The organism is Streptomyces poonensis (genome assembly GCF_014650915.1).
Taxonomy (GTDB): domain Bacteria; phylum Actinomycetota; class Actinomycetes; order Streptomycetales; family Streptomycetaceae; genus Streptomyces; species Streptomyces poonensis.
On record NZ_BMVW01000021.1, the window covers coordinates 1 to 26,912 of the forward strand.

The following is a 26,912-nucleotide window of genomic DNA, read 5'->3' on the forward strand; positions in this document are numbered from 1 at the left end:
GCGATCTGCTGCAGCGTCGCGCCGATGTCCGACGTACGCGTCGTCGTCATCGACTGGACCGAGACAGGGGCGCCTCCACCGACGGCGACCGGGCCGACCTGGATCCGCCGCGACAGGCGGCGTTCCGCGAGCGGCCGGACGGGCATGCCGGGGACACCCAGGGAGACGGCCGTCATGACATCACCCCTGGTTTCCGGAGACCCGTTCGCCGGAGCCCCGTTCGCCGGAGATCCGGTTCCCGGGCGAGACCGTCTCGCGCATCGCGCGCAGGGACTCCTTCAGGGATCCCATGGTGGCCAGGACGGCGGTGGGCTCGTAGCCGCAGTGCGCCATGCAGTTGGCGCAGCGCGGGTCCTTGCCGCGGCCGTAGCTGTCCCAGTCGGTCTCCTCGATCAGCTCCCGGTACGTCGGCACATAGCCGTCGCTCATCAGGTAACAGGGCCGCTGCCAGCCGAAGAGCGAGTAGTTGGGGATGGCCCAGGCCGTGCACGGGAAGTCGATCTTTCCTTCCAGGAAGTCGAGGAACAGCGGTGAGTGGTTGAGCCGCCAGCGGCGCCGGTTGCCGCCCGCGAAGGCCTTCCGGAACAGTTCGCGGGTCTGGTCCACGCCGAGGAAGTGCTCCTGGTCGGGCGCCTTCTCGTAGGCGTAGGCGGGGGAGATCATCATCTCGTCGACCTGGAGGTCGTCGTTGAGGTAGTCGAGCACCTCGACGACGGTCTGCGGGGTGTCGGTGTTGAAGAAGGTGGAATTGGTGGTGACCCGGAAGCCGCGCTTCTTGGCCTCCTTGATGGCCTCCACGGCCTCGTCGAAGACGCCCTCCTTCGCCACGGACTCGTCGTGCCGCTCACGCAGCCCGTCGATGTGGACGGCGAAGGCGAAGTACGGCGAGGGCCTGAACCGGTCCATCTTCTTACGGAGAAGGAGCGCGTTGGTGCACAGGAAGACGTATTTCCTCCTGGCCACCAGCTGTCGCACGATCTCGTCGATCTGAGGGTGCATCAGGGGCTCACCGCCGGCGATCGACACCATCGGCGCGCCCGACTCCAGCACGGCTCCCACGGCCTGGGCGACCGGCATGCGCTGCTTGAGCACACCCGCCGGGTGCTGGATCTTGCCGCAGCCCTCGCACTTCAGGTTGCACGCGAAGAGCGGTTCCAGTTCGACGATGAGCGGGAACTTGTCCCGTCCGCGGAGCTTCTGTTCGGCGAGGTACGTCGCCACCTTGAGGGACTGGCGGAGTGGCATGGCCATCTGGCTCACCTCCTGGGGAGCAGCAAGGAACGGTGCCATTCGAAAAAAGCGGGGAGAAGGGAACGAAGGACACGGAAAGCCGATATTCCACCGCGCACCGTGCCGATCCGGACCAGTTCATGTTCTGGAGCGTCCACGACCACCCGGACGGCCGCAACGGGGTGTGCGCCCGCGCTCACGGCGCACTGGAGCGTGGCACCGGATTCCATGTCGACCGCGATCGCGCCGGTTCTGAACAGTGCCGCCCGCTCGTGTCCGCGTACGACGTGGTCGGAGCCGGTGAGCAGTCCCGTGTGGACCGTACGTCCCGGCACGGCATGCCGCAGCTCCCCCGCCAGCAGGCCGGTGCCCACACACGGGACGACGGTGCCGTCCGGGCCACGGGTGCGGGCCGCGACGACCAGGTCACCGGGGTGCATGTCCGGGGCGAGCCCGGCGCAGAACCCGGTGGCGAGGACGGCCGCGCCGCGCAGCGCCGGGTCGCCGAGCGCCCGGGTGACCGAGCGCCCGGCGGCGTGCGGACCCATGCCGGTGCGCAGCACGGTGACCGGGCCCGCGGGGCCGCCGCGGCCGGCACCGCGCAGGGCGAAGCGCTCGATGCCGAGCGCGCAGGCGATCAGCAGCGGAGCCCCGGGCGGGGCCTCGGCGGGCACGCCGCCCACCTCAGCTCCCCGGCTGCGGCGCGGCCGTCCTGTCGCCGAACGGCTCGCCGTGGACATACCGGCCGAGCGCGGTCAGCGGGAACACCTGCCGGTAGAGGTGGTAGTTGATCGAGAAGTCCCAGGGGAAGCCGGTCCCGGTGAAGTAGGGCTCGTCCCAGGAGCCGTCCTCCCGCTGGGTGCCCACGAGCCACTCGATCCCGCGCTCCACGGTCTTGGACTCCCGCTCCCCCGCCGCCAGCAGCGCGAGCAGCGCCCAGGCCGTCTGGGAGGCCGTGGAGGCGCCCCTGCCGCTCCACCCGTCCACGTCCTCGTAGGAGCGCAGGTCCTCGCCCCAGCCGCCGTCGTCGTTCTGCACGGTCTCCAGCCAGGCCACGGCCCGCCGGATCGCGGGGTGCGCGGCGGGCAGCCCGGCGACGGTCAGCGCGGGCACCACCGACCCGGTGCCGTAGACGTAGTTGACGCCCCAGCGCCCGAACCACGAGCCGTTCGGCTCCTGTGCGGCCAGCAGCCACTCGATGCCCCGCCGGGTGCTCGGGTCGTGTGCGCGCCCTTCGACGGCGAGCATCTCCACCACGTGCGCGGTGACGTCGGCGGACGGGGGGTCTATCACCTCGCCGAAGTCGCAGAACGGCAGCCGGTTGGGGAACGGGCTGGTGTTGTCGACGTCGAAGGCGGCCCAGGCACCGTTCCTCGACTGCATGCCGAGCGTCCAGCGCACCCCGCGCCCGACGGCCCTGTCCACCCGCCCGGGGTCGGGGTGCCGGACACGGCGCAGGGCGAGGACGACCTCGGCGGTGTCGTCGACGTCGGGGTAGTTGTCGTTGTGGAACTCGAACGCCCAGCCGCCCGGGGCGAGTCCGGGCCTGCGCACCGCCCAGTCGCCGGCCCGCAGGACCTCCTCGCCGAGCATCCAGTCCGCGGCCCGCACCAGCTGCGGGTGGTCGGCGGGCACTCCGGCGTCGGCGAGCGCGACGGTGGCGAGGCAGGTGTCCCACACCGGCGACTGACAGGCCTCGATCATCCGGGCGCCGTCCTCGCGCCACACCGCGAACCGGTCCAGGGATTCCAGACCGGCGCGCATCACGGGATGCTTCAGGTCGTAGCCGAGCAGGTGCAGCGCGATGAGCGAGTAGACGGCCGGGGGCTGGATACCGCCCCAGCAGCCGTCGTTCTCCTGCCGCTCCACGATCCAGCGCGCCGCGGTGTTCATCGCGACCCTGCGCAGCCGCTTCGACGCCACCCTGTGGTAGCCGTGCAGGACCTTGTCGAGCCGCTGGAAGATCCCGTCCCAGCTCGTCACCGCCGCGAGGGGCCGGGCCGGGCGGGGGTCGCCGGGGTCGGTGTGCAGCTCCGTCAGCGGGAAGGGCGCGGGCCGCACGGGCCGCTTCGCGGAGACGACGGTGAGCGGCACGATGGTCTGCCGTGCCCAGCAGCCGAAGTCGTAGATGTTGAGGGGCACCCACTGGGGGAACCAGATGATCTCCGGCGGGAGTTCGGGCAGGTCCTCCCACCGCCACCAGCCGAACAGGGCCAGCCAGATCCGGGTGAACACGCGCGAGGCCGCGATGCCCCCCTGGTCGCGGATCCACCGCGCGGCCCGCGCCATGTGCGGCGCGTCCGGGGCGTCCCCGGCCAGGCGCAGCGCGACGTACGCCTCGATGGTGGTGGAGAGCTCTCCGGGTCCGCCGTAGAAGGTGGTCCAGGTGCCGTCGGCGCGCTGCTCGCCGCGGATGAACAGGGCGGCCGCGCGGGTGGTCTCCGCGTCGCGGATGCCGAGGAACTGGCGGAGCAGCAGGTCCTCGGCGTCCATGGTGACGTTGGTCTCCAGGTCGCCCTTCCACCAGCCCTGGGCGTCCTGGCGGGCGAGCAGCAGGTCGGTGGCGCGCCGCATCGCGCGGACGGCGGCCTCCGGGACCCCTGCCGCCCCGGGGGTGTCGATGTCGGTGTCGGTGTCGCTGGCCGAGGCGGTGCGGGGCGGCAGGGCCCCGGCACTTCCGTCGGTCGTCGCTGTCATGGCTTCCCCTTCGTGCAGTGGCTGTCTCTGCTTGTGGGTCCGCCGTCGGCCGGTGCTGGTGTGCGGTGGGAGCCCCTGCCCGGGCGAGGCCGAGACTTGTCGAGGGGCACCGGCCGGCGACTACGCGAGGCTTATTCGACCGATAACGATCAGCTCTTTCGCGTTGGTGATCATCTCTTTCGTACGACAACGAAGTCGGCGAGTGCCACGAACTGCTCCCGCACCCGCTCCGGCATGGAGACGGTGTCCAGGGCGTCGAGCGCGATCCGGTGCTGGCGGCGCGCCTCCTCGGCGGTCCACTCCCGGCCGCCGGCCTGTTCGATGAGGGCGGCGCGGGCGGCGAACTCCTCCTCGGAGAAGCTCGCGAAGTCGCTGCTCCGCGCGTCGGCGGCGAGGATCTCGCCGAGCTTCGCGGAGGCCGGGCCGCCCGCCGCGAGCGCGGCCACGACCGGCAGGGACTTCTTGCGCTGGCGCAGATCGCTCCAGGTCTGCTTGCCGGTGGAGACCGGGTCGCCCCAGATGCCCAGCAGGTCGTCCACGGCCTGGAAGGCGAGGCCGAGGTGGTAGCCGTAGCTCTCCAGCGCGTCGGCCGTGGCGTCGTCGGCGCCGCCGAGGACCGCGCCGATGGAGGAGGCGCAGGCGAGCAGGGCTCCGGTCTTGTTGCCCTCCATCTCCAGGCACTCCTCGACGCTGACGCGGTCGCGGTTCTCGTAGGAGATGTCCTGGGCCTGGCCGTCGATGAGGGCGCGGGTGGCGGTGGTGAGGCGGCGGGTGGCGCGGCCGGCCTCGACGGTGCCGAGCTCCAGGAGCAGCTCGTTGGCCAGCGCCATGAGGGCGTCGCCGACGAGGATGGCCTGGGCGGGGCCGTGCACCTTCCACACGGTGTCGCGGTGGCGGCGCTGTTCGTCGCCGTCCATCAGGTCGTCGTGCAGCAGGGAGAAGTTGTGCACCAGTTCGACCGCGACCGCGCCGGGGATGCCGGTCTCCGGCGCGGCCCCGGTGACCTCGGCGGACAGCACGGCGAGCGCGGGCCGCACCGCCTTGCCGCCGTCGCCCTCGGCGGGGTTGCCCGCGGCGTCGATCCAGCCGAAGTGATAGCTGGCGACGGTGTCCATGGGCGGTGCCAGACGGCCCACGGCCGTCCGCAGCACCGGTGTGGACAGGGTCCGGCCGCGCTCCAGGAGCGCGGTCACGTCCACCGCGTCGGCAGCCGTCGGGGCCGGGGGCACAGTGGGCACAGTTTCTCCTCTTGTTGCGGGGCGGGGGGTGCGGGTATCCGCCGCGTGCCGTACGACCGTCACCGGGGTCCACCTCGCAGGGGGACGCCGGCTCCCTCGGGTACTCGGCCGGGGGTCCGGGGGTCGGCCCCCGGGAAGGCCCGGCCGGCCGCCTCGCCGCCGAAGTCGAAGAGGTGGTCCCGGGGCCGGCCCAGGGCGTCCAGCGCGGCGTCCGCCGCGCTGATGCCGCTGCGGACCGCACTCTCCATGGTCGCGGGCCACCCCGTGGCGGTCCACGCTCCGGCCAGACAGAGGCCGGGGGCCTTGGTACGGGCGCCGGGCCGCAGCCGTCCGACGCCGGGCGCGGGAGCGAACGTCGCCGTGCGCTCCCGGGTCACGAAGAAGTCCCGCACCCCGGCCCCGCGCACGGCGGGCAGCAGCCGCTCGAGCTCCGGCAGGTACCGCTCGCGCAGGGTGGCGACGGGCGTGTCGATCTCGTCCTGGGCGGCCGACTGGGACAGCGCCAGGTACTGGCCCTCGCGCAGCCCGGACGCCTCGGTCCGGTCGAACACCCACTGCACCGGGCTGCCCAGCGCCGCGAAGAACGGCTTGCCCAGCACCTTCCGGTCGTAGACGACATGGATGTCGAGGATGGGCGCGGTACCGATGTCGAGGAGCCGCTCCGGGGCGTCGAGCGCGCCCGCGGGCAGCAGGCCGTGCGTCTCGCGCTGCGGTACGGCGAGGACGACCGCGTCCGCGTCGAGGCGCTCTCCGGGGACCTCGACCGTCCACCGCCCGTTCGCCGCCGGGGAGACGGAGGTGACGCGGGTGCGCAGCTCGGTACGGACGCCCGCCGCGTCGAGCGCCCTGCGGGCCAGCCCGTCGTGCAGATCGCCCAGCGGGACGCGCGCCCAGCCGATGTCGGCCGCGCCCGGGTCGGAGAGCAGCCCGGTCTTGAACACCATCGCGGCGAGCGCGAGGGAGCTGTCCTGTGCCACCGCGTTGAGGGTGGCGACTCCCACCAGGTCCCAGAGCGCCTCCACGGCGCGCGCCGACTGGCCGTGCGCGGCCAGCCAGCTGCCGAAGTCCCGTTCGTCCAGCGCGGGATCGGCGAGGTCGAGCGCCTTGAGCGCCAGGGCGGCGCGGACCGCGTTGGCGCGCTCGGCGAGGGAGAGGTGCGGATAGGTCGCGAGGGAACGCCCGAGGTGCAGCGGTACGGGCAGCGCGTCGCGCCGCAGCCGGCCGAGCCGTCGCCCGGGCCGGGCGGCGGCGTCGAGGACGGGCACGTCGAGACGGTCCTGCAGCGGGGCGAGCGCGGCCCCGTCGATCCGGTCGAGGAACCAGCGGTAGGCGGTGCAGCAGCGCAGGTAGACGTGCTGCCCGTTGTCGACGGTCAGTTCGCCGCGCCGGAAGGAGAAGGCGAGTCCGCCGAGCCGCGGCCGCCCCTCCAGCAGCGTGACCCGCACCCCGGCGTCGGCCAGTGACAGCGCAGCGGTGATCCCGGCGAGTCCGCCGCCCACCACCACGGCCGTGCGCCCGTCAGCGGACGTGCCTCCTCCGGTTCGTGTGCCGTCGGTCATCGCGCGCCCTCCCCCGCGGCCGGACGGTGACACTTGAACGGTTCACGCCAGGCCGTCGGAGTCAGGGACGCGGCCCGCGGCCGGAGGGTTGCGTACCGTTTCCCCCCAGAAGTTCCCCCGGTGGTGGAATCACCTTGGACCGGATTGTCCATCAGGCGCGCCTCCTGACGGTCCGGCGCGACACATGGCGGGCGTCCAGCCCGGACAGCCCCCGCACCGCGACGTACGCCTTCTCGCGCCCGGGCAGCGAGACCCGGCCGCGCAGCACGGCCTCCGGCTCGCGCTCGATGCGGTCGAGGAGGCGCCGGTAGATGCCGGCCATGGCGGCGACGCAGGCACCGCTGCGCCGGTCGAGCAGGGGCAGCAGCCGGTACCCCTCGGCGAACAGGGCGCGGGCCCGGCGCACCTCGAAGTGGACGAGCCCGATGAAGTCGGAGTCGCGCGGCGGCACCGGCCCGGCGAACCCGGCGGAGCAGCCGAACTTGGCGAGGTCGTCGGCGGGCAGATAGGTGCGCCCGCCCTCGGCGTCCTCGCGCAGGTCCCGGAGGATGTTGGTGAGCTGCAGCGCGAGCCCCAAGGTGTCGGCGTACTCGGCGGCGCGCTCGGCGCCGCGTGCGCCCGGCTCGGTACCGAACACGCCGAGCGAGACCCGCCCGATGGCGCCCGCCACGCAACGGCAGTACAGCTTGAGGTCGTCCCAGGTCTCGTAGGTCTCGCCGCGCACGTCCATCAGGACGCCGTCGATGAGCTCGTCGAGGCCGCCGAGCGGGATCGGGAACTGCCCGCTCGCGTGCGCGAGGGCGACCGCCACGGGGTCGGTGTCGTCCTCGTCCACGGCGCCGTCGCGCACCCGGGTCAGCAGCGCGCGGGTGTCCTCCAGCCGGGCCGCCTTCACCTCGGGCGTGAGCGCGCCGTCGCCGATGTCGTCGACGCGCCGCGAGAAGGCGTACACCGCCGACATCGCGCGGCGCTTGGCGGTCGGCAGCAGCCTGATGCCGTAGGCGAAGTTACGGGCCTGCTGCCCGGTGACGGCCTCGCAGTAGCTGTATGCGGCGAGCACCGGCGCGGACACGCGTGCATCCGGCTCCACGGTCCGGATCACCCCTCTTCTCGCAGAGTCAGGCCCACCTCACGCAGCAGCCGGAGCTTGCCGGGCTTGGGCGGGCCGGGAAGTACGTCGTATGCGGCGGCGGCGATCGCGTCGACCGCCGCCCTGCCCCCCGCCACGAAACCCGCCAGGAGCAGCCGCAGCCTGCCGTGCACGCTACCCACGAGGGGGATTCCTTCATCCAGCAGGTCACGGGCGCGTTGGGCCTCGTACGCGACCAGCGCGCGCACCGACGCGCCCGCCGTGGGGGCGGCGAGATCCGCCTCCTCGACGTGGAAGCGCTTCATGTCGGCGGCGGGCAGATAGATCCGGTCGCGGCCCAGGTCCTCGGCCACGTCCTGGAGGTGCTCGACGATCTGCAGCGCCGTGCAGACGGCGTCCGAACGGCGCTCGCGTTCGGGGGTCGAGGTGCCGGTGATGCCGAGCACGAGCCGGCCGACGGGGTTGGCGGACAGCTCGCAGTAGGCGAGGAGGTCGTCGTACGTCTCATAGCGCGTGACGAGCTGGTCCTGGCGGTTCGCGGCGATCAGGCCGAGGAACGGCTCGGGGGTGAGGGAGCGGCGGCGCACGGTCGGCTGGAGCCGGCGCAGCAGCGGATGGCGCGGAGTCCCGTCGAACACCCTGCGCAGGTCGGCCTCGAAGGCGTCGAGCAGGACCAGCCGGTCCTCGGCCGCCGCGGACGACACACCGAGGAGCCGGGCGTCGGCGCCGCCCGGGGCGAGGTCGCCGTCACCGATGTCGTCGACGAGCCGGGCGAAGCCGTAGACGGCCATGAGGTCGTCGCGCCAGGCCCTGGGCAGGAAGAACGGGGCCACGGGGAAGTTCTCGGCGGCCGCCTTGGCGAGGGTGCCCTGCTCCCGGTCGCCCGGGTACGCCGTTCCGGCTTTCGTCACCGCGCGCCACCCGGCGCGGGGACGGCAGGAGCGTCGCGGAGGTGGGGAGTTTCCGTAGCCATTGCCGTCACATCTCCCGTTCTACACCGACAACGCATTTAACCCTATTTCAGACACGCCGCCCGCTGCCGGCACGGAGTGACGGATGCCGGGTGTCGCGCATTATGGACCTACTTGCCGCGATTCAGCACCGGTACAGCTTACGTTGTACAGCGCGCCGCGCTCCCCCGGGGTGTCCCGCGCATCACAAGAACACACCGATCGACCCCGACTTGTCGGCTTCATACGGGAGTTGGCCGTTCCTCGACCCTCCTCGGGGCCGGGCTCCCGCAGCGCCCCCGGGCCCTCGTACGGCCGACCCCGCCGGACGCGTGCTCGGCGGGGTCGGGACGGACGCGCGCGGCGGAACGGGCCGCTACTTGCCCGTGAACTTCTCGTACTCCTTCATGACCTCTTCGGTCGGCCCGTCCATCCGCAGCTCGCCGCGTTCCAGCCACAGGACGCGGTCGCAGGTGTCGCGGATCGACTTGTTGTTGTGGCTGACCAGGAAGACCGTGCCGGCCTGCTTGCGCAGCTCGCGGATCCGGGCCTCGGAGCGCTTCTGGAACGCCCGGTCACCGGTGGCCAGCGCCTCGTCGATCATCAGGACGTCGTGGTCCTTGGCGGCCGCGATGGAGAACCGCAGCCGCGCCGCCATGCCGGAGGAGTACGTGCGCATCGGCAGCGTGATGAAGTCGCCCTTCTCGTTGATGCCCGAGAAGTCGACGATCTCCTGGTAGCGCTCCCTGATCTGCTCCCGGGACATGCCCATCGCGAGACCGCCCAATATGACGTTGCGCTCGCCCGTGAGGTCGTTCATCAGGGCCGCGTTCACACCGAGCAGGGAGGGCTGGCCGTCGGTGTAGACCTTGCCCCTCTCGGCGGGCAGCAGGCCGGCGATGGCGCGCAGCAGGGTGGACTTGCCAGAGCCGTTGGAGCCGATCAGGCCGATGGCCTCGCCGCGGTAGGCGACGAAGGAGACTCCCTTGACGGCGTGCACCTTGCGCACACCGCGCGCCGTGTCGTCGGAACCTCGCTTGAGGATGCGGCTCAGGGCGGCGGTGGCGCTGCCCTTGCCGGTCCTGGCGCCGTTGACGCGGTAGACGATGTGCAGTTCGTCCGCGATGACGGTCGGAACGCGTGCCTCAGCCACGGCCGTACCTCTCCTCCGCCTTCCAGAAGTACACGAAGCCGCCGACGGCGACCACGGCCGCCCAGCCGCCGGCCACCGCCCACACGTGCGGGGGCAGGTTGGCGGAGCCGTATCCGTCGATCAGCGCGAAGCGCATCAGGTCCATGTAGATCGCGGCCGGGTTCCACTGGAGGACGTCGGAGATCCACCCCGGGTGGTCGGCCAGCATGACCGGGATCGAGAACATCACGCCGGACGCGTACATCCACGTGCGCATCACGAACGGCATCAGCTGCGCGAGGTCGGGGGTCTTGGACCCCAGGCGGGCGAAGATCATCGCCAGGCCGGTGTTGAAGCAGAACTGCAGCACCAGCACCGGCACGATCAGCAGCCACGACAGTCTCGGATAGCTGCCGAACCCGATCGCGACGGCGAACAGCACGATCATCGAGAACAGCAGCTGCTGGAGCTGCTGCAGCGAGAACGAGATGGGCAGCGAGGCACGCGGGAAGTGCAGCGCGCGCACCAGGCCGAGGTTGCCGGAGATCGCGCGGACGCCCGCCATCACCGAGCTCTGCGTGAAGGTAAAGACGAAGACGCCCGTGACCAGGAAGGGGATGTAGATCTCGCGGCCCATTCCCCGGTCCGCGTTCAGGATCAGGCCGAAGATGAGGAAGTACACCAGCGCGTTCAGCAGCGGGGTCGCCACCTGCCACAGCTGCCCGAGCTTGGCCTTGCTGTACTGGGCGGTGAGCTTGGCCTGGGAGAAGGCGAGGATGAAGTGGCGCCGTCCCCACAGCTGGCGGACGTACTCGACGAGTCCGGGCCGGGCACCGCTGACCGAGAGCCCGTACTTGGCGGCCAGCTCGGCCGCGGTCATCCCGTCGTCGGGCGACGGTCGGTCGCTCACCGCGACGCCGCCGTCATGCGTTGTCTCACTCACGAGTGGAAACTTTCGTCCTCAATGTGCGCAGCCTGGTCGGACCGAGGCGGAAAACCTGGGACCGGGTACGGCCGAATGCTCTCAGATACCGAGCTTGTCAGATGACGGGAGGTCGGCCCAGTCGTGTCAGCCGCCACACCGTACGCCACCGCATGGGCCTGCGGGGGCCGCACGGGCTCGTCCAGCCCTCCTTGAAACCGCCGAGCCATGCCTTCAGGGCGGGCCCGGACGGCTTGCGGAGCAGGGTGAGGAGCAGCCAGACGCCCAGGTACACGGGGACCAGGAGCACGGGGAGGTTGCGGCGCGCGAGCCAGACGCGGTTGCGCGCGACCATGCGGTGGTAGACCGCGTGCCGCGAGGGCGCGGTGGTCGGGTGGTACAGCACCATGTCGGCCCGGTAGTCGATCATCCAGCCCGCGTCGAGAGCCCGCCATGCCAGGTCGGTTTCCTCGTGGGCGTAGAAGAATTCGTCCGGGAGTCCGCCGACTTCCGCGAGGACCTTCGTACGGACCGCGTTCGCGCCACCGAGGAAGGTGGTCACGCGCGAGGAGCGCATCGGGTCGGAGGCCCGCAGCCGGGGGACGTGACGGCGCTGGGTCACACCGGTCTCCGGGTCCGCGATGCGGAAGCTGATGATTCCGAGCTCCGGGTCGGCCGCGAACGCCTCGCGGCACAGCTCGGCCGTGTCGTTGCGGGCGAGCAGGCCGTCGTCGTCGAGGAAGAGAAGGATGTCGACGTCCGAGCCGCCGGGGCCGAACGCCTCTATGCCGACGTTGCGGCCGCCGGGGATGCCGAGGTTCTCGGGCAGCTCCACGGTGCGGACGCCTTCGGGCACCTCGGGCACCGGGGAGCCGTTGCCGACGACGACCACCTGGACCCGGTCGCCCTCCTGCTTGGCGACCGAGTCCAGGAGGGCGCGCAGCTCCTCGGGGCGGTTGCCCATGGTGATGATGACCGCGCCGACCTTCAGCGGCTTCCTTGCGGTACTCACTTCAGCCTGCTCGACGCGAGGATGGACACGAGGTGCAGCACCGTCTGGAGCAGCGCGATGCCGGCCAGTACGGCGACCCCGAGCCGCGAGAAGAACAGGTCGCCCCGCGCCGTGTCCACGATCGCGAGGACCAGGATCAGCAGGGACGCCTCGATCCCGAGGACGAGACGGTGGAACTGCAGCGCCGAGGCCGCCCGGCGGGCCAGCGCCAGTCCGGACGAGCGCGGCGCTGACGCCGACTCCTGCACCGGCGGCTTCCCGGTCTGGTGCCGGGCGACGCCGACGAGATCGGTCTCCGCCTTGATCAGTACGGCGCCGAGGGCGGCGAGCGTACCGAGGAAGGCCCACAGCCAGTCGATCCGTCCGGTGCCCCACAGATCGGCGGCGCGCAGGCCGAAGCCGACCAGCACGGCGGCGTCGCACAGGTACGCGCCGACCCGGTCCAGGTACACCCCGGCCAGCGAGTACTGCTTCTTCCAGCGGGCGATCTCGCCGTCGACGCAGTCGAGGAGCAGGTACAGCTGTACCGCCACCACGCCGAGGACGGCGCCCCAGATTCCCGGCACCAGCAGGGCCGGGGCGGCGAGCACGCCGAAGAGGGTCATGAGATAGGTCAGCTGGTTGGGCGTGACCCTCGTGTTCACCAGGTGCCGGTCGATGCGCAGCGAGATCTCGCGCATGTAGAGCCGGCCGGCCCAGTGTTCGCCGCTCCGCCGGTCCTTCACCCCCGCGGGGTGGACGACCGGGCGGAGTTCAGCTACCGATGGCTTTTGCATAGTCGGCGTAGGCGTCCCTGATCTGGTCGGTGTTCAGGTCGAGATGTTCGAGGATGGTGTAGCGGCCGGGCCGGGTCTGCGGCGCGAATTCGACAACCTGGACGAACTCGTCCACGGTGAAGCCGATCTCCTCCGGCAGTACGGGCAGCCCGTGGCGGTGCAGCACCTCGGCCATGTAGGCCGACTCCTCGTGCGCCCCGCGCAGGTACATCGCGAAGGCCGCGCCCAGGCCGCACTGCTCGCCGTGGCTAGCGGCGCGCCGGGGGAAGAGCAGGTCGAAGGCGTGGTTGATCTCGTGGCAGGCGCCGGAGGCGGGGCGGGAGTCGCCCGCGACCGACATCGAGATACCGGTGAGGACCAGGCCCTCGGCGAGCACCTGGAGGAAGCCGTCGTCGCCGACGCCGCCGGGGTGGCGCAGCACGGCCTCGCCGGCCTGCCGGGCCATGGCGGCCGCGAGACCGTCGATGTCCTCGCCCTTCTCGCGGGCGGCGAGCTCCCAGTCCGCGACCGCGGAGATGTTGGACAGGGCGTCGCCGATGCCGGAGCGCACGAAACGGACCGGGGCCTCGCGGATGACGTCGAGGTCGATGACGACCGCGATGGGGTTGGGCACGCCGTAGGAGCCGCGGCCCGCGTCGTTGTCGAGGGTCGCGACGGGCGAGCACAGACCGTCGTGCGAGAGGTTCGTGGCGACCGCGACCAGGGGCAGCCCGACGCGGGCGGCGGCGAACTTCGCGCAGTCGATGATCTTGCCGCCGCCCAGGCCCACGACGGCGTCGTAGCGCCCGCGCTTCATCGCGTCGGCCAGCTGGACCGCGTCGTCCAGCGTGCCGCCGCCGACCTCGAACCAGTCGGCGTCCGGCAGCGCCGGGCAGATCCGTTCCCGGAGCTTCGCCCCGGAGCCGCCGCTGATGGCGACGGCCAGCTTGCCGGACGACGAGATCCGCTGGTCCGCGAGGACCGTCGCCAGATCGTCGAGGGCACCCGGGCGGATGTCCACGACGATCGGCGAGGGGATGAGCCTCGTCAGTACTGGCACGCGATCTCCCGGCCCTTGGCGAGGTCGTCGTGGTTGTCGATCTCGACCCACTTGACGTCGCCGATGGGCGCGACGTCGATCTTGAAGCCGCGGTTGACGAGCTCCTGGTATCCGTGCTCGTAGAACTGCTGGGGGTCCGTCTCGAAGACGGTCTTCAGGGCGTCGGCCAGCTCGTCGGCGGCCTCGCCCTCGATGAGGGTGACGCCGATGTACTCGCCGGACGCCTCCGCCGGGTCCATCAGCTTCGTGATCTTCGTCATGCCCTTCTCGGCGTCGACGACGACCTTCATCTCCTCGTCGGCGAGGGACTTCACCGTGTCGATCGCGAGAATGATCCTCTTGCCGTCGCCGCGGGCGGCGAGCAGCGTCTTCTCGACGGAGACCGGGTGCACGGTGTCGCCGTTGGCGAGGATCACCGAGTGCTTGACGGCGTCACGGCCGCACCACAGGGAGTAGGCGTTGTTCCACTCCTCCGCCTTGTCGTTGTCGATCAGGGTGATCTTGACGCCGTACTTCTGCTCCAGGGCCTCGCGGCGCTCGTACACGGCCTCCTTGCGGTAGCCCACGATGATCGCGACCTCGGTCAGGCCGATCTCGGCGAAGTTGCCGAGCGTCAGGTCCAGGACGGTGAGGCTCTCCTCGTCACCCTCGGGTCCGACCGGCACCAGCGCCTTGGGCAGGGTGTCGGTGTAGGGGCGCAGACGCCGTCCGGCGCCGGCCGCCAGCACGAGGCCGATCATGCGGGTTCTCCTTCATCGTGTACGGCGGGTGCGCCGCGCCTGTGGGCGGTCACCCAGAAGCGGATGCTCTCGAAGAGCACCACCAGTGCCACGGCCACGGCCAGAACCGTGAGCGCGACCTTGAAACCTGTGGCCGTCAGCAGCGCGGCCAGAACGGTGACCAGCAGCGTCCTGCCTTCGTGTCCGCCGATCGCCCGCACCAGCCAGTGCGGCGGCGCGCCGGCGTCGCCGCGGATGCGGTACACCGTGTCGTAGTGATGGTAGGCGACGGCCGCCACCAGCCCGAAAGCTGCCGGAAGCACTCCGTTCACGTCGGCTTTCGCCGCCAGGATCAGGACGGTGAGGTACTCGGCGGCGCGGAGGAGGGGCGGAACCAGCCAGTCCAGGGCGCCCTTCAGGGGGTGCTGGATGACGTCCGCGGACACCAGGACGTACACGCCGGCGCACACCACGACCGACCAGCCGGGCCCGTCGAACCAGGCCGCGAGCACCACCACGGCGGCACCGGCGACGGTCAGAAGCCGCGCCGGAACACGCGGCCCGCTGGGCAGCAGGCGTGCGAGCACCTCGGCCAGGGGCCCGCTGTCGGCCAGGTCCGCCAGCGCGCGGGCCGCCCGCTCCGTCCGCTGTGCTCTACGCGTCAGGGACCGAAGCACCCGGCCCGCCGTGGTGTACAGCCCGGCGAGCCCGCAGCCGATCAGCAGGGCGTAGAAGGTGATGCGCGGCGTGGTCAGCGCGGTGAGGACGGCGATCATCGCCCAGCGCTCACCGATCGGCAGCACGATCATGCGGCGCAGCCAGACCGTCCAGCCGACGCGGTCGAGCTTGCCGGAGAGGGCGGCGGCGGGACTGGCGTCGGCTGCGGCGGCAGGGTCCCTGGTGTTCGCCTCGTTGAACGAGAAATCCACGACATGGCGGCAGGCCTGCAGGATCATCGCGCCCAGTGCGAGCGCCCACACGTCGTCCCCGCCGCGGGCCGCGCCGAGCGCGAGACCCGCGTAGTAGGCGTACTCCTTGGCCCGGTCGAAGGTGGCGTCGAGCCAGGCGCCGAGCGTCGAGTACTGCAGGGAGTAGCGGGCGAGCTGACCGTCCGTGCAGTCCAGCACGAAGGAGGCGATGAGGAGCGCACCGGCCGCCACGAAGCCGCCGCGGGTGCCGGTGGCCGCGCACCCCGCCGCGATCAGGGCGGTGAGCAGCGACGCGGTGGTGACCTGGTTGGGGGTGAGGCCGCGGCGCGCACACCAGCGGGCGATGTAGCGCGAGTACGGGCTGACGAAGTACGTGGTGAAGAAGCCGTCGCGGGACTTCACCGCCGTACGCAGCCGTACGGCCTCGTCGTCGACCGCGGCCACGGCCTGGCGGGCCTCGTTGCGGGCCTGCGGGTCGGCCGGGACGGTGGCGACCAGGCTGCCGAGCTCGGGCCGGTGCACGGGCACCCCGTCGGCGGCGAGGGCCGCGGCGACGCCGTCCACGGCGACGGCCGACCCGCCGGACCCGCCGTCGCCGGACGCGCGGGAGCCCGTCCGGGCCAGGGCCCGGGTCAGGGCCTGGCGGGCGGCGGGCTGGACGGTCACGGCGCCGGGCAGCGCTGCGACCGGAAAGCGGGGGTCGGTGAGCCCGAGGCGCAGCGCGTGGAGGTGGCCCACGAACCGGGCGTCCACGAGCGCGACCCGCTGGTCTCCGGGGATCCGGGCGAGCAGCGTCTCGGCGTCACCGGCGTCGGAGGCGACCCGCACGTCGAAACCGAGTGCCCGCAGCTCGCCCTCCAGCGACGCTCCGGGTACCGGCTGACCGGTGAGGATGGCGGTCGACAGACGAACTCACTCCCTGTGTGCCGGCGGCTGCGCCGGCCGTGCGCGTGGTGGGGGGCGCCGGGTGGCCCGCGGGGCCGGGCGGCGTGTCGGCAGAGGCTATCGGATGATGAGAAGCGAGCGTTCACCGCCTGTTCAGGATCCGCTCAACCTGCTCTGCTCCACCTCGGCCACGATCATCATCGGGGATTCCGGGGCCGTGCCACAAACCCGCCCTCGCAGACCAGCGCATTCACGGCAGCACGGCGCGGCTCGTTCACGACGTGCGTGCGGCGCGTTCACGATGTGCGTACGGCGCGTTCACAACCCCGCGTACGGTGCACGCCCGGCCTCGCGCACGGCGCACGCACGGCGGCGCGCACGACGGGTCCACGAGGCGCGCGGTCGCCGCCCCTCGCACGGGGGAGGGGCGTTCCCGTTCGTGAACCGGTCGAGCTGATCGGTGGGGCGACCGGCGGTCGCCGCCCGTCGGGCCGCGCCGCGCCCCGGGGACGCGCCGCGCGGCGGTCGCGACCGGGCCCGCCGCCCGGGAGCCGGGATGGACGGCCCGGCGCGGGGTACGCGAGATGGCCGGGCCGGTCCGGGCTAAGCGGCGGCCGCACCCGGGAAATGATCGCCGCGGCGTCTGAGCAGGCTCTGACCTGCGGCTTGTCCTCGCTTACCTCCACGCGACGTTTTCGCAGGTCAGAGCAGATGACAACGGTGTTCACCACCACGTTGCCGGATACCCCCCACCCGTAGTTCACTGGGTGCTCCGGAGGACGGAGACGGAAAGGGCGGAGTCCATGGGGGCCGGTCACGATCACGGGCACGCGCACGGCGCGCCGGCCGGGGGCACGGCGACGGCCGCGTACCGCGGCAGACTGCGGGTGGCACTGTCGATCACGCTCACCGTCATGGTGGTCGAGATCGTCGGTGGCATCGTCGCGGATTCGCTCGCGCTCATCGCGGACGCGGCGCACATGGCGACGGACGCCCTGGGCCTGGGCATGGCGCTGCTGGCGGTCCACTTCGCGGGCCGTCCGGCGAACGAGCGGCGTACCTTCGGCTACGCGCGCGCCGAGATCCTCGCCGCGCTCGCCAACTGTCTGCTGCTCCTCGGTGTCGGCGGCTATGTGCTGTACGAGGCGATCCAGCGCTTCCTCACCCCGGCCGCGACGGAGGGCGGCCTCACGATCGTGTTCGCGCTGATCGGCCTGGTGGCGAACATGATCTCCCTCACGCTGCTGGCGCGTGGCCAGCAGGAGAGCCTGAACGTGCGGGGGGCCTTCCTGGAGGTGGCGGCGGACGCGCTGGGCTCCGTGGCCGTGCTGGTCTCGGCGGTGGTCGTGCTGACGACGGGCTGGCAGGCCGCCGACCCGATCGCCTCGCTGGTCATCGGCCTGATGATCGTGCCGCGTACGGTGAAGCTGCTGCGCGAGACCCTCGACGTCCTGCTGGAGTCGGCTCCCAAGGGCGTCGACATGGCCGAGCTGCGTGCGCACATACTCGCGCTGCCCGGGGTGGAGGACGTGCACGACCTGCACGCCTGGACCATCACGTCCGGGATGCCGGTACTGTCCGCACACGTGGTCGTCGGCAGCGACACCCTGAGCGCGATCGGCCACGAGAAGATGCTGCACGAGCTCCAGGGCTGCCTCGGCGACCACTTCGACGTCGAGCACTGCACGTTCCAGCTGGAACCGAGCGGCCACGCGGAGCATGAGGCGAAGCTGTGCCACTGAGCCCGGCCGCACCGCGGCCACGAACCCGAAGGTGCACGTCTTGACCGACACCCCGTCCGAGCCGATCCCCTCCTGGCGCACGCGCCCGGAGGCCGCCGGCGACCGCGCCGAGGTGCATGCGCTGACCGTCGCCGCCTTCGGGCGGGCCGAGGAGGCCGATCTGGTGGACGCGCTGCGTGGGGACGCCGGCGCCTGGCTGGATCTGGCGTCCGTGGCCGAGGCGCCGGACGGATCCGTCGTGGCGTACGCGCTGCTCACCCGCTGCCATGTCGACGAGGCGCCCGCACTGGCGCTCGCCCCTGTCGCGGTGCGGCCCGACCGGCAGCGCGAGGGCGCCGGAGCCGCCGTCGTACGGGCGGTGCTCGCGGAGGCACGCGCGCGCGGGGAGCGGCTCGTGCTGGTGCTCGGGCACCCCGAGTACTACCCGCGCTTCGGCTTCGCGCCCGCCTCGGCGTACGGGATCCGGCCCGGGTTCGAGGTTCCGGACGAGGCGATGATGGCGCTCGTGCTGGACGGCTCCCCGTCCGTGGCGCCGGGCACGATCGTTTACCCGGCCGCCTTCGGCGTGTGATCCCCGTCGGCCGCGTTTCCCGCCCGGCGTGGCCTGGCCTGGAACGGCGCGCCGTGAAGTGTCGGGAGTGCCGGATTCGTACGGCAGACTTGAGGCTCGACGAACGAGGCGAAGGACGGTTATGCCGATCACACCTGCCACCGCGATGCACAGTTCACCATGGGGGCACCTCCCAGGCCCTCAAGGCTCTGGGGGAGGCACCACCGAAGCGATCCTGCTGGAACTGGTCGACGAGGACGGCACCACGATCGGCACGGCGGAGAAGCTCGCCGCCCATCAGGCACCGGGGCAGCTGCACCGGGCGTTCTCCGTGTTCCTCTTCGACGAGCACGGGCGGCTGCTGCTCCAGCAGCGGGCCCTCGGCAAGTACCACTCCCCCGGCGTCTGGTCGAACACCTGCTGCGGCCACCCCTACCCGGGCGAGGCGCCCTTCGCGGCGGCGGCCCGGCGCACCTACGAGGAGCTGGGGGTCTCCCCGTCGCTGCTGGCCGAGGCGGGCACGGTCCGCTACAACCACCCGGACCCGGCCTCGGGTCTGGTGGAGCAGGAGTTCAACCATCTCTTCGTGGGGCTGGTGCAGTCCCCGCTGCGGCCCGACGCCGAGGAGGTCGGGGCGACGGCCTTCGTCACGCCCGCCGAGCTGGCGGAGCGGCATGCGCGGGACACCTTCTCGTCCTGGTTCATGACGGTGCTGGACGCGGCCCGTCCCGCGGTCAGGGAGCTGACAGGCCCGTCCGCGGGCTGGTGAACCGGAGCCGACCGCGGGCCGGAGGTCTACAGCAGCGGTGCGGGGCGCAGCGGCAGGACGGCCCAGATCACCTTGCCGCCCCGCGCGGTGTGCTCCATGTCGCACACCCCTCCCGCCTCCTTGGCGACCTCCCGGACCAGCAGCAGACCCCGGCCTCCGGTCCGGGCGGGATCCGTCTCCAGGGCGGTCGGACGGTACGGGTGGTCGTCCTCCACCGAGATCCGCACCCACTCGGCGCCGACGGCGACCTCCAGGGCGAGCGTCGGTGACACCAGCGCCGCGTGCTTGACCGCATTGGTCACCAGTTCGGAGACGATCAGCAGCAGTCCCTGGGTCAGGTCCTCCGTGACGGGGACGCCCTGGCGGACGAGCAGGTCACGGACGGCGTGCCGGGCCTGGGGCACCGAGGAGTCGACGGTCGGGGCGGTGAACCGCCAGACTCCCTCGTACGGCCTCGATGCCTTCGGTCTGCGCGCCTCGCGCGGAGGACCGCCTCCGCGGTCAGGGCGCGGGCCCGGCCCCCGCCCCTCGTTCTCCATCGTCCGGTCGCCACCCTTGCGCTCGATTGTCACCACACGTCGAGTGTTGGTAACGCACAGGTGTCGCCTCGGTGACTGAACACAAGTCAGCACGTATCGACGGCTTACGACCGCCGCTGATCGACCCGGGCAGCGCAGCGACCGGCCATGCCGGGTAGGCGTCGGCTTCGGAACTATTCGGGTTGTACGTGTTTGTCCCCTGATGCCCCGGAGACCATCCCGACGACGCGCCGCCCGCCGTAGCCCGTGGCGATCAGCCCGAGACCGTCGAAGAGCAGGGCGAGCGAGAAGAACGTACCGATGACGTACTGGCTGCTGCTCGGCCAGGAGACCAGCACCAGAATGCCGAGGAGCAGCCCGAAGGCACCCTGGAGGAGCGTCCAGCCGAACTGCGGGCCGCGCACCACGAGGCTGCCCGCCAGCCGGAACACCCCGCCGGTCAGGAACAGCAGCGCGGCGAACATGGTGAGGGCCTCGGCGGCCACCTGGGGCATCTTGAGGATGACGACACCGGCCGCGAGGTTCAGGGCGGCGACCACCGCGCCCAGCCAGAAGAAGCTGGTGCCGCGCGCCTGGAGCGCGTGCAGCAGGCCGACGACGCCGCCGATCAGCAGCAGCCAGCCGAACAGGAGCATCGAGGTCAGGGTGGCGACGCCGGTGTAGACGAGCCCGACGAGGCCCGCGAGCACCAGGATCACGCCGAGCGCGGCGAGCCAGCCGAAGCCGCGGCGGAGCCGGTCGGTCCCGTCCTCGGCCCGAGCAGGCTTCCTCCCTGCCGTCCTCCCGCCCGCCGTCCGCCTGCCCGCCGTCTTCCTGCCCACCATGCGGAAGCCTCCTCGCGTCCGGGCCCCCTCCTTGATCGTATGGTCGGGAGAGGTGGCTAGCATCCCGTGCATGGAGCCACAGCTGCTGCACGGCGTCGCCGACGGGGTCGCCACCGTCGTGGTCCACCACCCGGCCAAGCGCAACGCCATGACCGCCGGGATGTGGCGGGCGCTGCCGCCGCTGCTCGACGGTCTGGCTGCCGACCCCGCCGTACGGGTGCTGGTGCTCACCGGTGAGGGCGGGACGTTCTGTGCGGGAGCCGACATCTCGACGCTACAGGGCTCGGCGGAGGAGGCCCAGGGGCTGGCGGTGCTCGCCGAGGAGGCTCTCGCGGCGTTCCCGAAGCCCACGCTGGCGGCGGTGCGGGGGCACTGCGTGGGCGGCGGGGCGCAGCTCGCGGCGGCCTGTGATCTGCGGTTCGCGGAGGAGGGCGCGCTGTTCGGGGTGACGCCCGCGAAGCTCGGCATCGTGTACCCGGCGTCGTCCACCCGGCGGCTGGTGGCGCTGGTGGGTCCGGCCACCGCCAAGTACCTTTTGTTCTCGGGCGAGTTGATCGGTACGGAGCGGGCGCTGCGGACCGGGCTGGTGGACGAGGTGCTGCCGGCGGGAGGACTGGACGAGCGGGTCGCGGAGTTCGCCCGGGTGCTGGTGTCGCGCTCGGAGCTGACCCAGGCCGCGGCCAAGGAGTTCGCGAACGGGCACACCGGCCGGGACGCGTACTGGGCCGAGCAGGCGCGCGGCAGCGGCGACACCGCGGAGGGCGTCGCCGCGTTCCTGGAGCGCAGACAGCCGCGCTTCACCTGGACTACGTCAGGATGAAGCGGCTCTTGGCGCGGAACTGCTCCACGAGGTGCGCGGACGCCTTCTCCGGCGAGCCCGCGTCGTAGGGCGGCTGCGGATCGTACTCGGTCAGCAGCTGTACGGCCTGCGCGTGTTCGTCGCCCGCGATCCGGCCGACCAGGGTGAGCCCCATGTCGATTCCGGAGGAGACACCGGCGGCGGTGACGTACTTGCCGTCGAACACCACCCGCTCCCCCGTCGGCTCGACGCCGTACCGCCTGAGGAAGTCGAGGGCCAGCCAGTGCGAGGTGGCGCGACGGCCCGCCAGCAGTCCGGCGGCGGCGAGCAGCAGCGAGCCGGTGCACACCGAGGTCGTCCAGGTGCTCGTCCCGTCGGCGGTGCGCAGCCAGTCGAGGAGGGCCTCGTTCTCCATCTGCGCCGACTGGCCGGGGCCGCCCGGGACGACGACGATGTCCGGGCTCCGCACCTCGGCGAGCGTCCTGTCGGCGGTGAGCGCCAGGGCGCCGGTGTCGCTGCGTACAGGACCGGCCTGCTCGGCCACGAAGACGGTCTCGGCGTCGGGGAGGCGGCCCAGGGTCTCGTACGGGCCGACGGCGTCCAGGGCGGTGAAGCGGTCGAACAGGACGATGGCGATCTGCATAGGGTGCTCCTTCAGTGGTTGCTTCGGTTTCTGTGCGGCGCCTGGGTTTCTGTGCGCCGCTTCGGTTTCGGTGAGTTGCTTCGGTTTCGAGGGGCGCTTCGGCTTCAGGGGGTTCGGTCGGCCGGTACGGGGCGGAACCGGCGGCGGTACTCCGCCGGGGCGGTGCCCAGGGCCTTCGCGAAGGCGCGGCGCATCGCCTCCGGGGTGCCGTAGCCGCACGCGCGCGAGATCTCCTCGACGCCGTCGGCGCTGTCCTCCAGCAGGCGGCGGGCGCGTTCGAGGCGGACCCGGTCGACGTACCGTCCGGGCGTGGTCCCGGTCTCCGCCTGGAAGGCGCGGGCGAAGTGGCGGGGCGACAGCCGGGCGCGGGCGGCGAGCGACTCGATGCTCAGGTCGTCCTCGGGGTGCTCGATGATCCACTGCTGGACCTCGCGCAGCGGATCCCGCTGGGCGGTCTGCGCGGCGAGCTGGGCGCTGAACTGGGCCTGGTTGCCCGGACGGCGCAGGAAGACCACCAGATGGCGGGCGATGGTGAGCGCGGTGTCGCGGCCGAGGTCCTCCTCGACGAGGGCGAGGGCGAGGTCGATGCCGGAGGTGACGCCGGCGGAGGTCGAGACGCGGCCGTCGCGCACGTAGATGGGGTCCGGGTCGACCTCGATCTCCGGGTGGTCGCGGGCCAGCTTGTCGCAGTACGCCCAGTGGGTGGTGGCCCGGCGGCCGTCCAGGAGGCCCGCCTCGGCGAGCAGGATCGCGCCCGTGCAGACCGAGACGAGCCTCCGCGCGCGCGGGCCGTGCTCGCGCAGCCAGGCGACGAGCTCCGGGGCGGGCCGGCGGGTGCCCTGGCCGCCGGGGACGAGGAGGGTGTGCGGCGCGGGCCCGCCGGCGAGGTCGCGCAGGGCGAGGTCGGGGACGAGGGTGAGGCCGCTGGAGGTGCGCACGGGGGCGCCGTCCAGGGTGGCGGTGCGGATGTCGTACGTCCCCGGCGAGGCGGTCTCCGCGCCGTGGAAGACCTCCACCGGACCGGTGACGTCGAGGCTCTGCACGTCGTCGAAGAGGACGACCAGGACGGTTCGCATGCCTCGATGGTGGTGCGGGCGGCGCCATGGCCACAATGACGAGTTCCCCACCTTTCCTGCCATGGCAGGATCACCTCTTCCCGGCGTACCTACCAGTCGGTAGCGTGCGGTCATGACGACATCCCTGCCGGAGCGCGCCGGGCGGCGCTGCCACAACGCCCTCAATCCCCTGCACTCGTCGCACTACTTCTCGCCGGACCTCGGACGGGAGCTGGCCGCCGTCGGGATCGACGACCCGAACGGTGCCTACTTCGCCGCACGGTCCGCCGCCATGGGCCCGGTGGGCGCGGGCGTGGTGACGGCCACGTTCTACAACTTCCGGCACGAGCTGGTGGCCCGGCACGTGCCCGCCGTGTGGGAGACGGCCGCCCCGTCCGTCGTGCTCGCCGCACGCGCGCGTGCCGTGGACGCCACCCTGCGGCGGCTGCTCGGCGAGGAGGCCGTCGCCTCCAAGGAGGTCGCCGAGGCGGCGGAACTCGCCCTGCGGGCGACCGAGGCGTGCGTCCGGACCGCACGCCCCCTGTATGCCGCCCACGCCGACCTGCCCGTACCCGACGAGCCGCACCTCGCGCTGTGGCACGCGGCCACGCTGCTGCGCGAGCACCGGGGCGACGGGCACCTCGCGGTGCTGCTGGACGCGGGACTCGACCCGGTGGAGGCCCTGGTGAGCCACACCGCGACCGGCAAGGGCATGGCCCCCGCATGGGCACAGCGAACGCGCGGCTGGACGCGGGACGACTGGGACGCGGCGGCCGGACGGCTCCGGGAGCGCGGACTGCTCGACGCCGACGGCGAGTTGACGGAGGCGGGCACCGCCCTGCGCGCGGAGATCGAGGACGAGACGGACCGGCTGGACCGCGCGCCGTACGAGCACCTGGGCGCGACCCGGGTCGAGCGGCTCACCGAGCTGGCGCGAGGGCTGGCGGCGATCGCCGCCGCGGCGGGCGCGTTCCCCCAGGGAATGATCGGCAAGCGCTGAGGCGGCGGGGGCCGTTGCTTCCGGTAGGCCGGCAGGTATGGATCGCGCCATGAGCGGTACCCGTCCATCTCCCGGTCGCGAGGTCGGGAGACGAAAGGGGAGACACGTGTTCCGCGCGATCGCAGATGTGCTGCGACAGATCGGGTCGGCCATCGCCACCGTCGTCACGCTGCCCTTCCGGGCCCTGGCCCGGCTGTTCGGCGGCGCCTCGAACACGGCACGCCGCGCCTGAGACATACCCCTGGGGAGCCGGACGCGGCCTGCGCGTCCGGCTCCCCGCACGTCCGCACGCGGCGCCGCGCCCCGCCAGGCGCCCTGATCCCCCTCTGTCGGCGCCACCTGCCACAATTGCCGCGCAACCTGAAGCGGAGAAGGCGGTACGGGATCGTGACGACACCCGGGTCCATCGGGGCCAGCGCAGTGGGATCCATCGAAGGCAGGATCGCCGAGGAGCTCGGCGTACGGGAGCGGCAGGTGAAGGCCGCGGTGGAGCTGCTGGACGGCGGTTCGACGGTGCCCTTCATCGCCCGCTACCGCAAGGAAGCGACCGAGATGCTCGACGACGCGCAGCTGCGCACGATCGAGGAACGGCTGCGCTATCTGCGGGAGCTGGAGGACCGGCGCACGGCGATCCTCGACTCGGTGCGCGAGCAGGGCAAGCTGACGCCCGAGGTCGAGGCGCAGATCCGGGGCGCCGAGACGAAGGCGCGTCTGGAGGACATCTACCTGCCGTTCAAGCCGAAGCGGCGCACCAAGGCACAGATCGCGCGCGAGGCGGGTCTGGAGCCGCTCGCCGAGGGGCTGCTCAGCGATCCGACCGTCGACCCGTCGGCCGCCGCCGCGGCCTTCGTGGACGCGGACAAGGGCGTCGCCGACGCGCAGGCCGCGCTGGACGGCGCCCGGGCCATCCTCACCGAGCGGTTCTCCGAGGACGCCGACCTGATCGGCGAGCTGCGTGAACGCATGTGGGTGCGCGGCCGGCTGGCCGCCAAGGTGCGGGAGGGCAAGGAGGAGGCGGGCGCCAAGTTCGCCGACTACTTCGACTTCGCGGAGCCCTTCACCGAGCTGCCCTCGCACCGGATCCTGGCCATGCTGCGCGGCGAGAAGGAAGAGGTCCTCGACCTCACCCTGGAGCCGGAGGAGCCCACGGACGGCCCGTCGTCGTACGAGGGGATCGTGGCCCACCGCTTCGGCATCGCCGACCGGGGGCGCCCCGCCGACAAGTGGCTGAAGGACACCGTCCGCTGGGCCTGGCGCACCCGCATCCTCGTGCACCTGGGCATCGACGTCCGGCTCCGGCTGCGTACGGCCGCCGAGGACGAGGCCGTGGGCGTGTTCGCGGCCAACCTGCGCGACCTGCTGCTCGCCGCGCCCGCGGGCACGCGCGCGACGCTCGGCCTCGACCCCGGGTTCCGTACGGGTGTGAAGGTGGCGGTGGTCGACGCGACCGGCAAGGTCGTCGCCACCGACGTCATCCACCCGCACGTCCCGGCCAACAAGTGGGACGAGGCCATCGCCAAGCTCGCGCGCCTGGCGAAGGAGCACGCGGTCGAGCTGGTCGCGATCGGCAACGGCACGGCGTCCCGCGAGACCGACAAGCTCGCCGGTGAACTGATCACCAAGCACCCGGAGCTGAAGCTCACCAAGGTGATGGTGTCCGAGGCGGGCGCGTCCGTGTACTCGGCGTCGGCGTTCGCCTCGCAGGAGCTGCCCGGCATGGACGTGTCGCTGCGCGGCGCCGTCTCGATCGCCCGCCGGCTGCAGGACCCGCTGGCCGAGCTGGTGAAGATCGACCCGAAGTCGATCGGTGTCGGCCAGTACCAGCACGACCTGTCCGAGGTGAAGCTGTCGCGGTCCCTGGACGCGGTGGTCGAGGACTGTGTGAACGGCGTCGGCGTGGACGTGAACACGGCCTCCGCGCCGCTGCTCGCCCGGGTCTCCGGCATCACCTCCGGGCTCGCGGAGAACATCGTGGCGCACCGCGACGCCAACGGCCCCTTCACGTCCCGTACGGAGCTGAAGAAGGTGCCGCGGCTCGGCCCCAAGGCGTACGAGCAGTGCGCGGGCTTCCTGCGCATCCGGGGCGGCTCCGACCCGCTGGACGCCTCCAGCGTGCACCCGGAGGCGTACCCGGTGGTGCGCCGCATGGTGAAGACGTCGGGCCAGGAGGTGGCCGCGCTCATCGGCAACACGGCGGTGCTGCGGTCGCTGAGGCCCCAGGAGTTCGTGGACGAGACGTTCGGTCTGCCGACGGTGAGCGACATCCTCAAGGAGCTGGAGAAGCCGGGGCGCGACCCTCGTCCGGCTTTCAAGACGGCGACCTTCAAGGAGGGCGTCGAGAAGATCTCCGACCTGTCGTCCGGGATGCTCCTGGAGGGCGTCGTCACGAACGTGGCCGCCTTCGGCGCGTTCGTCGACGTCGGCGTCCACCAGGACGGGCTGGTGCACGTCTCCGCGATGTCGCGGACGTTCGTCAAGGATCCGCGGGACGTGGTGAAGCCGGGCGACATCGTCAAGGTGAAGGTGCTGGACGTCGACATCCCGCGCAAGCGGATCTCGCTGACGCTGCGGCTGGACGACGAGGCGGCCCCGCAGGACCGTCCGGGCGGACCCGACCGTGGCCGGCGCGGCGGGGGCGACCGTGCGCAGCGCGGCGGTCGCGCGCCCCAGCAGCGTCAAGGCCGCGGAGGCGGCGGGGGCGGGGGCGGATCGCGGCAGGCGCCGCCGCCCGCGAACAGCGCGATGGCGGACGCACTGCGCCGCGCGGGGCTGCTCGACCAGCAGAAGGGGCGGCGCTGACGATCCGTCGAGGC

General features: G+C 72.3%; 27 protein-coding genes. 7 read left to right on the top strand and 20 right to left on the bottom strand.

Features of this window, described 5'->3' with window-relative positions; genetic code table 11:
• The 16 genes from IE242_RS33475 to IE242_RS33545 form a co-directional block, all read right to left on the bottom strand.
• Positions 1 to 176, bottom strand: a 176-nt coding sequence (locus tag IE242_RS33475; RefSeq protein WP_189866167.1) for a flavodoxin-dependent (E)-4-hydroxy-3-methylbut-2-enyl-diphosphate synthase, incomplete at its 3' end; no start/stop codon positions are given.
• A gap of 4 nt (positions 177 to 180) precedes the next feature.
• The gene (gene hpnH / locus IE242_RS33480) at positions 181 to 1,251 is read right to left on the bottom strand and encodes an adenosyl-hopene transferase HpnH (RefSeq protein ID WP_189866169.1); all 1,071 of its coding nucleotides are present in this window, start codon (positions 1,249 to 1,251) and stop codon (positions 181 to 183) included.
• Between the two features lie 5 nt (positions 1,252 to 1,256).
• Entirely contained in the window at positions 1,257 to 1,904 is a 648-nt protein-coding gene (locus tag IE242_RS33485) for a 5'-methylthioadenosine/S-adenosylhomocysteine nucleosidase family protein (RefSeq protein ID WP_229859779.1), read from the bottom strand.
• Positions 1,905 to 1,914: 10 nt separating this feature from the next.
• Positions 1,915 to 3,927, bottom strand: coding sequence for a squalene--hopene cyclase (gene shc / locus IE242_RS33490; protein ID WP_189866172.1), 2,013 nt, complete (start codon positions 3,925 to 3,927; stop codon positions 1,915 to 1,917).
• A 170-nt stretch (positions 3,928 to 4,097) separates the two neighbouring features.
• A complete protein-coding gene (locus IE242_RS33495) occupies positions 4,098 to 5,228 on the bottom strand; it encodes a polyprenyl synthetase family protein (protein ID WP_189866174.1) in 1,131 nt (376 codons plus the stop codon).
• Positions 5,225 to 6,724: a hydroxysqualene dehydroxylase HpnE gene (gene hpnE / locus IE242_RS33500; RefSeq protein ID WP_189866176.1), complete on the bottom strand. Its 1,500-nt coding sequence runs from the start codon at positions 6,722 to 6,724 to the stop codon at positions 5,225 to 5,227. Before hpnE ends, IE242_RS33495 begins: the two co-directional genes overlap by 4 nt.
• Complete coding sequence (locus IE242_RS39360; RefSeq protein ID WP_373299649.1) at positions 6,721 to 6,876, bottom strand: DUF6380 family protein; 156 nt, start codon at positions 6,874 to 6,876, stop codon at positions 6,721 to 6,723. Before IE242_RS39360 ends, hpnE begins: the two co-directional genes overlap by 4 nt.
• Positions 6,876 to 7,826, bottom strand: coding sequence for a presqualene diphosphate synthase HpnD (hpnD, locus tag IE242_RS33505; RefSeq protein WP_189866177.1), 951 nt, complete (start codon positions 7,824 to 7,826; stop codon positions 6,876 to 6,878). The genes IE242_RS39360 and hpnD overlap by 1 nt, the downstream gene beginning before the upstream one ends.
• On the bottom strand, positions 7,823 to 8,725 hold the full coding sequence (hpnC, locus tag IE242_RS33510) for a squalene synthase HpnC (protein ID WP_189866179.1): 903 nt from the start codon (positions 8,723 to 8,725) through the stop codon (positions 7,823 to 7,825). Before hpnC ends, hpnD begins: the two co-directional genes overlap by 4 nt.
• A gap of 415 nt (positions 8,726 to 9,140) precedes the next feature.
• On the bottom strand, positions 9,141 to 9,917 hold the full coding sequence (locus IE242_RS33515) for an ABC transporter ATP-binding protein (protein WP_189866181.1): 777 nt from the start codon (positions 9,915 to 9,917) through the stop codon (positions 9,141 to 9,143).
• Positions 9,910 to 10,839, bottom strand: coding sequence for an ABC transporter permease (locus tag IE242_RS33520; RefSeq protein ID WP_189866183.1), 930 nt, complete (start codon positions 10,837 to 10,839; stop codon positions 9,910 to 9,912). Before IE242_RS33520 ends, IE242_RS33515 begins: the two co-directional genes overlap by 8 nt.
• Before the next feature lie 97 nt (positions 10,840 to 10,936).
• Positions 10,937 to 11,809 (bottom strand): glycosyltransferase family 2 protein, encoded by an 873-nt coding sequence (locus tag IE242_RS33525; protein WP_189866331.1) that lies wholly within the window; start codon positions 11,807 to 11,809, stop codon positions 10,937 to 10,939.
• 17 nt (positions 11,810 to 11,826) lie between these two features.
• On the bottom strand, positions 11,827 to 12,606 hold the full coding sequence (locus IE242_RS33530) for a CDP-alcohol phosphatidyltransferase family protein (protein ID WP_189866184.1): 780 nt from the start codon (positions 12,604 to 12,606) through the stop codon (positions 11,827 to 11,829).
• Positions 12,584 to 13,645: an iron-containing alcohol dehydrogenase family protein gene (locus tag IE242_RS33535; RefSeq protein WP_189866186.1), complete on the bottom strand. Its 1,062-nt coding sequence runs from the start codon at positions 13,643 to 13,645 to the stop codon at positions 12,584 to 12,586. The genes IE242_RS33530 and IE242_RS33535 overlap by 23 nt, the downstream gene beginning before the upstream one ends.
• Positions 13,633 to 14,385: a phosphocholine cytidylyltransferase family protein gene (locus IE242_RS33540; protein ID WP_189866188.1), complete on the bottom strand. Its 753-nt coding sequence runs from the start codon at positions 14,383 to 14,385 to the stop codon at positions 13,633 to 13,635. The genes IE242_RS33535 and IE242_RS33540 overlap by 13 nt, the downstream gene beginning before the upstream one ends.
• On the bottom strand, positions 14,382 to 16,199 hold the full coding sequence (locus IE242_RS33545) for a DUF5941 domain-containing protein (RefSeq protein WP_189866329.1): 1,818 nt from the start codon (positions 16,197 to 16,199) through the stop codon (positions 14,382 to 14,384). Before IE242_RS33545 ends, IE242_RS33540 begins: the two co-directional genes overlap by 4 nt.
• A 782-nt stretch (positions 16,200 to 16,981) precedes the next feature.
• On the opposite strand from IE242_RS33545, the gene IE242_RS33550 reads away from it, so the two are divergent.
• The 3 genes from IE242_RS33550 (at position 16,982) to idi (ending at position 19,239) form a co-directional block, all read left to right on the top strand.
• Positions 16,982 to 17,920 carry a cation diffusion facilitator family transporter gene (locus tag IE242_RS33550; protein ID WP_189866190.1) on the top strand — a complete coding sequence of 313 codons (939 nt, stop codon included), beginning with the start codon at positions 16,982 to 16,984 and terminating at the stop codon, positions 17,918 to 17,920.
• A gap of 31 nt (positions 17,921 to 17,951) precedes the next feature.
• The gene (locus IE242_RS33555) at positions 17,952 to 18,491 is read left to right on the top strand and encodes a GNAT family N-acetyltransferase (protein WP_373299650.1); all 540 of its coding nucleotides are present in this window, start codon (positions 17,952 to 17,954) and stop codon (positions 18,489 to 18,491) included.
• A 121-nt stretch (positions 18,492 to 18,612) separates the two neighbouring features.
• Positions 18,613 to 19,239 carry an isopentenyl-diphosphate Delta-isomerase gene (gene idi / locus IE242_RS33560; RefSeq protein WP_373299651.1) on the top strand — a complete coding sequence of 209 codons (627 nt, stop codon included), beginning with the start codon at positions 18,613 to 18,615 and terminating at the stop codon, positions 19,237 to 19,239.
• 26 nt (positions 19,240 to 19,265) lie between these two features.
• On the opposite strand, the gene IE242_RS33565 is transcribed toward idi, so the two are convergent.
• Entirely contained in the window at positions 19,266 to 19,814 is a 549-nt protein-coding gene (locus IE242_RS33565) for an ATP-binding protein (protein WP_373299652.1), read from the bottom strand.
• Between the two features lie 137 nt (positions 19,815 to 19,951).
• A complete protein-coding gene (locus tag IE242_RS33570; RefSeq protein WP_189866194.1) occupies positions 19,952 to 20,602 on the bottom strand; it encodes an HdeD family acid-resistance protein in 651 nt (216 codons plus the stop codon).
• Between the two features lie 70 nt (positions 20,603 to 20,672).
• Here IE242_RS33570 and IE242_RS33575 point away from each other — a divergent pair, with 70 nt between their 5' ends.
• On the top strand, positions 20,673 to 21,422 hold the full coding sequence (locus tag IE242_RS33575) for an enoyl-CoA hydratase/isomerase family protein (RefSeq protein ID WP_189866196.1): 750 nt from the start codon (positions 20,673 to 20,675) through the stop codon (positions 21,420 to 21,422).
• On the opposite strand, the gene IE242_RS33580 is transcribed toward IE242_RS33575, so the two are convergent.
• Both IE242_RS33580 and IE242_RS33585 read right to left on the bottom strand, forming a co-directional pair.
• Positions 21,409 to 22,044, bottom strand: a complete 636-nt coding sequence (locus IE242_RS33580; protein WP_189866198.1) for a DJ-1/PfpI family protein — start codon at positions 22,042 to 22,044, stop codon at positions 21,409 to 21,411. The two genes, IE242_RS33575 and IE242_RS33580, sit on opposite strands and share 14 nt — an antisense overlap.
• 104 nt (positions 22,045 to 22,148) lie before the next feature.
• Positions 22,149 to 23,120, bottom strand: a complete 972-nt coding sequence (locus IE242_RS33585; RefSeq protein ID WP_189866200.1) for a GlxA family transcriptional regulator — start codon at positions 23,118 to 23,120, stop codon at positions 22,149 to 22,151.
• Between the two features lie 112 nt (positions 23,121 to 23,232).
• Here IE242_RS33585 and IE242_RS33590 point away from each other — a divergent pair, with 112 nt between their 5' ends.
• The 3 genes from IE242_RS33590 (at position 23,233) to IE242_RS33595 (ending at position 26,898) form a co-directional block, all read left to right on the top strand.
• Positions 23,233 to 24,099, top strand: a complete 867-nt coding sequence (locus IE242_RS33590; protein ID WP_189866201.1) for an SCO6745 family protein — start codon at positions 23,233 to 23,235, stop codon at positions 24,097 to 24,099.
• Positions 24,100 to 24,205: 106 nt separating this feature from the next.
• Positions 24,206 to 24,331 carry an LPFR motif small protein gene (locus IE242_RS38725; RefSeq protein WP_268249524.1) on the top strand — a complete coding sequence of 42 codons (126 nt, stop codon included), beginning with the start codon at positions 24,206 to 24,208 and terminating at the stop codon, positions 24,329 to 24,331.
• 155 nt (positions 24,332 to 24,486) lie between these two features.
• Positions 24,487 to 26,898, top strand: a complete 2,412-nt coding sequence (locus IE242_RS33595) for a Tex family protein (RefSeq protein WP_189866203.1) — start codon at positions 24,487 to 24,489, stop codon at positions 26,896 to 26,898.
• Positions 26,899 to 26,912: the final 14 nt, after the last annotated feature.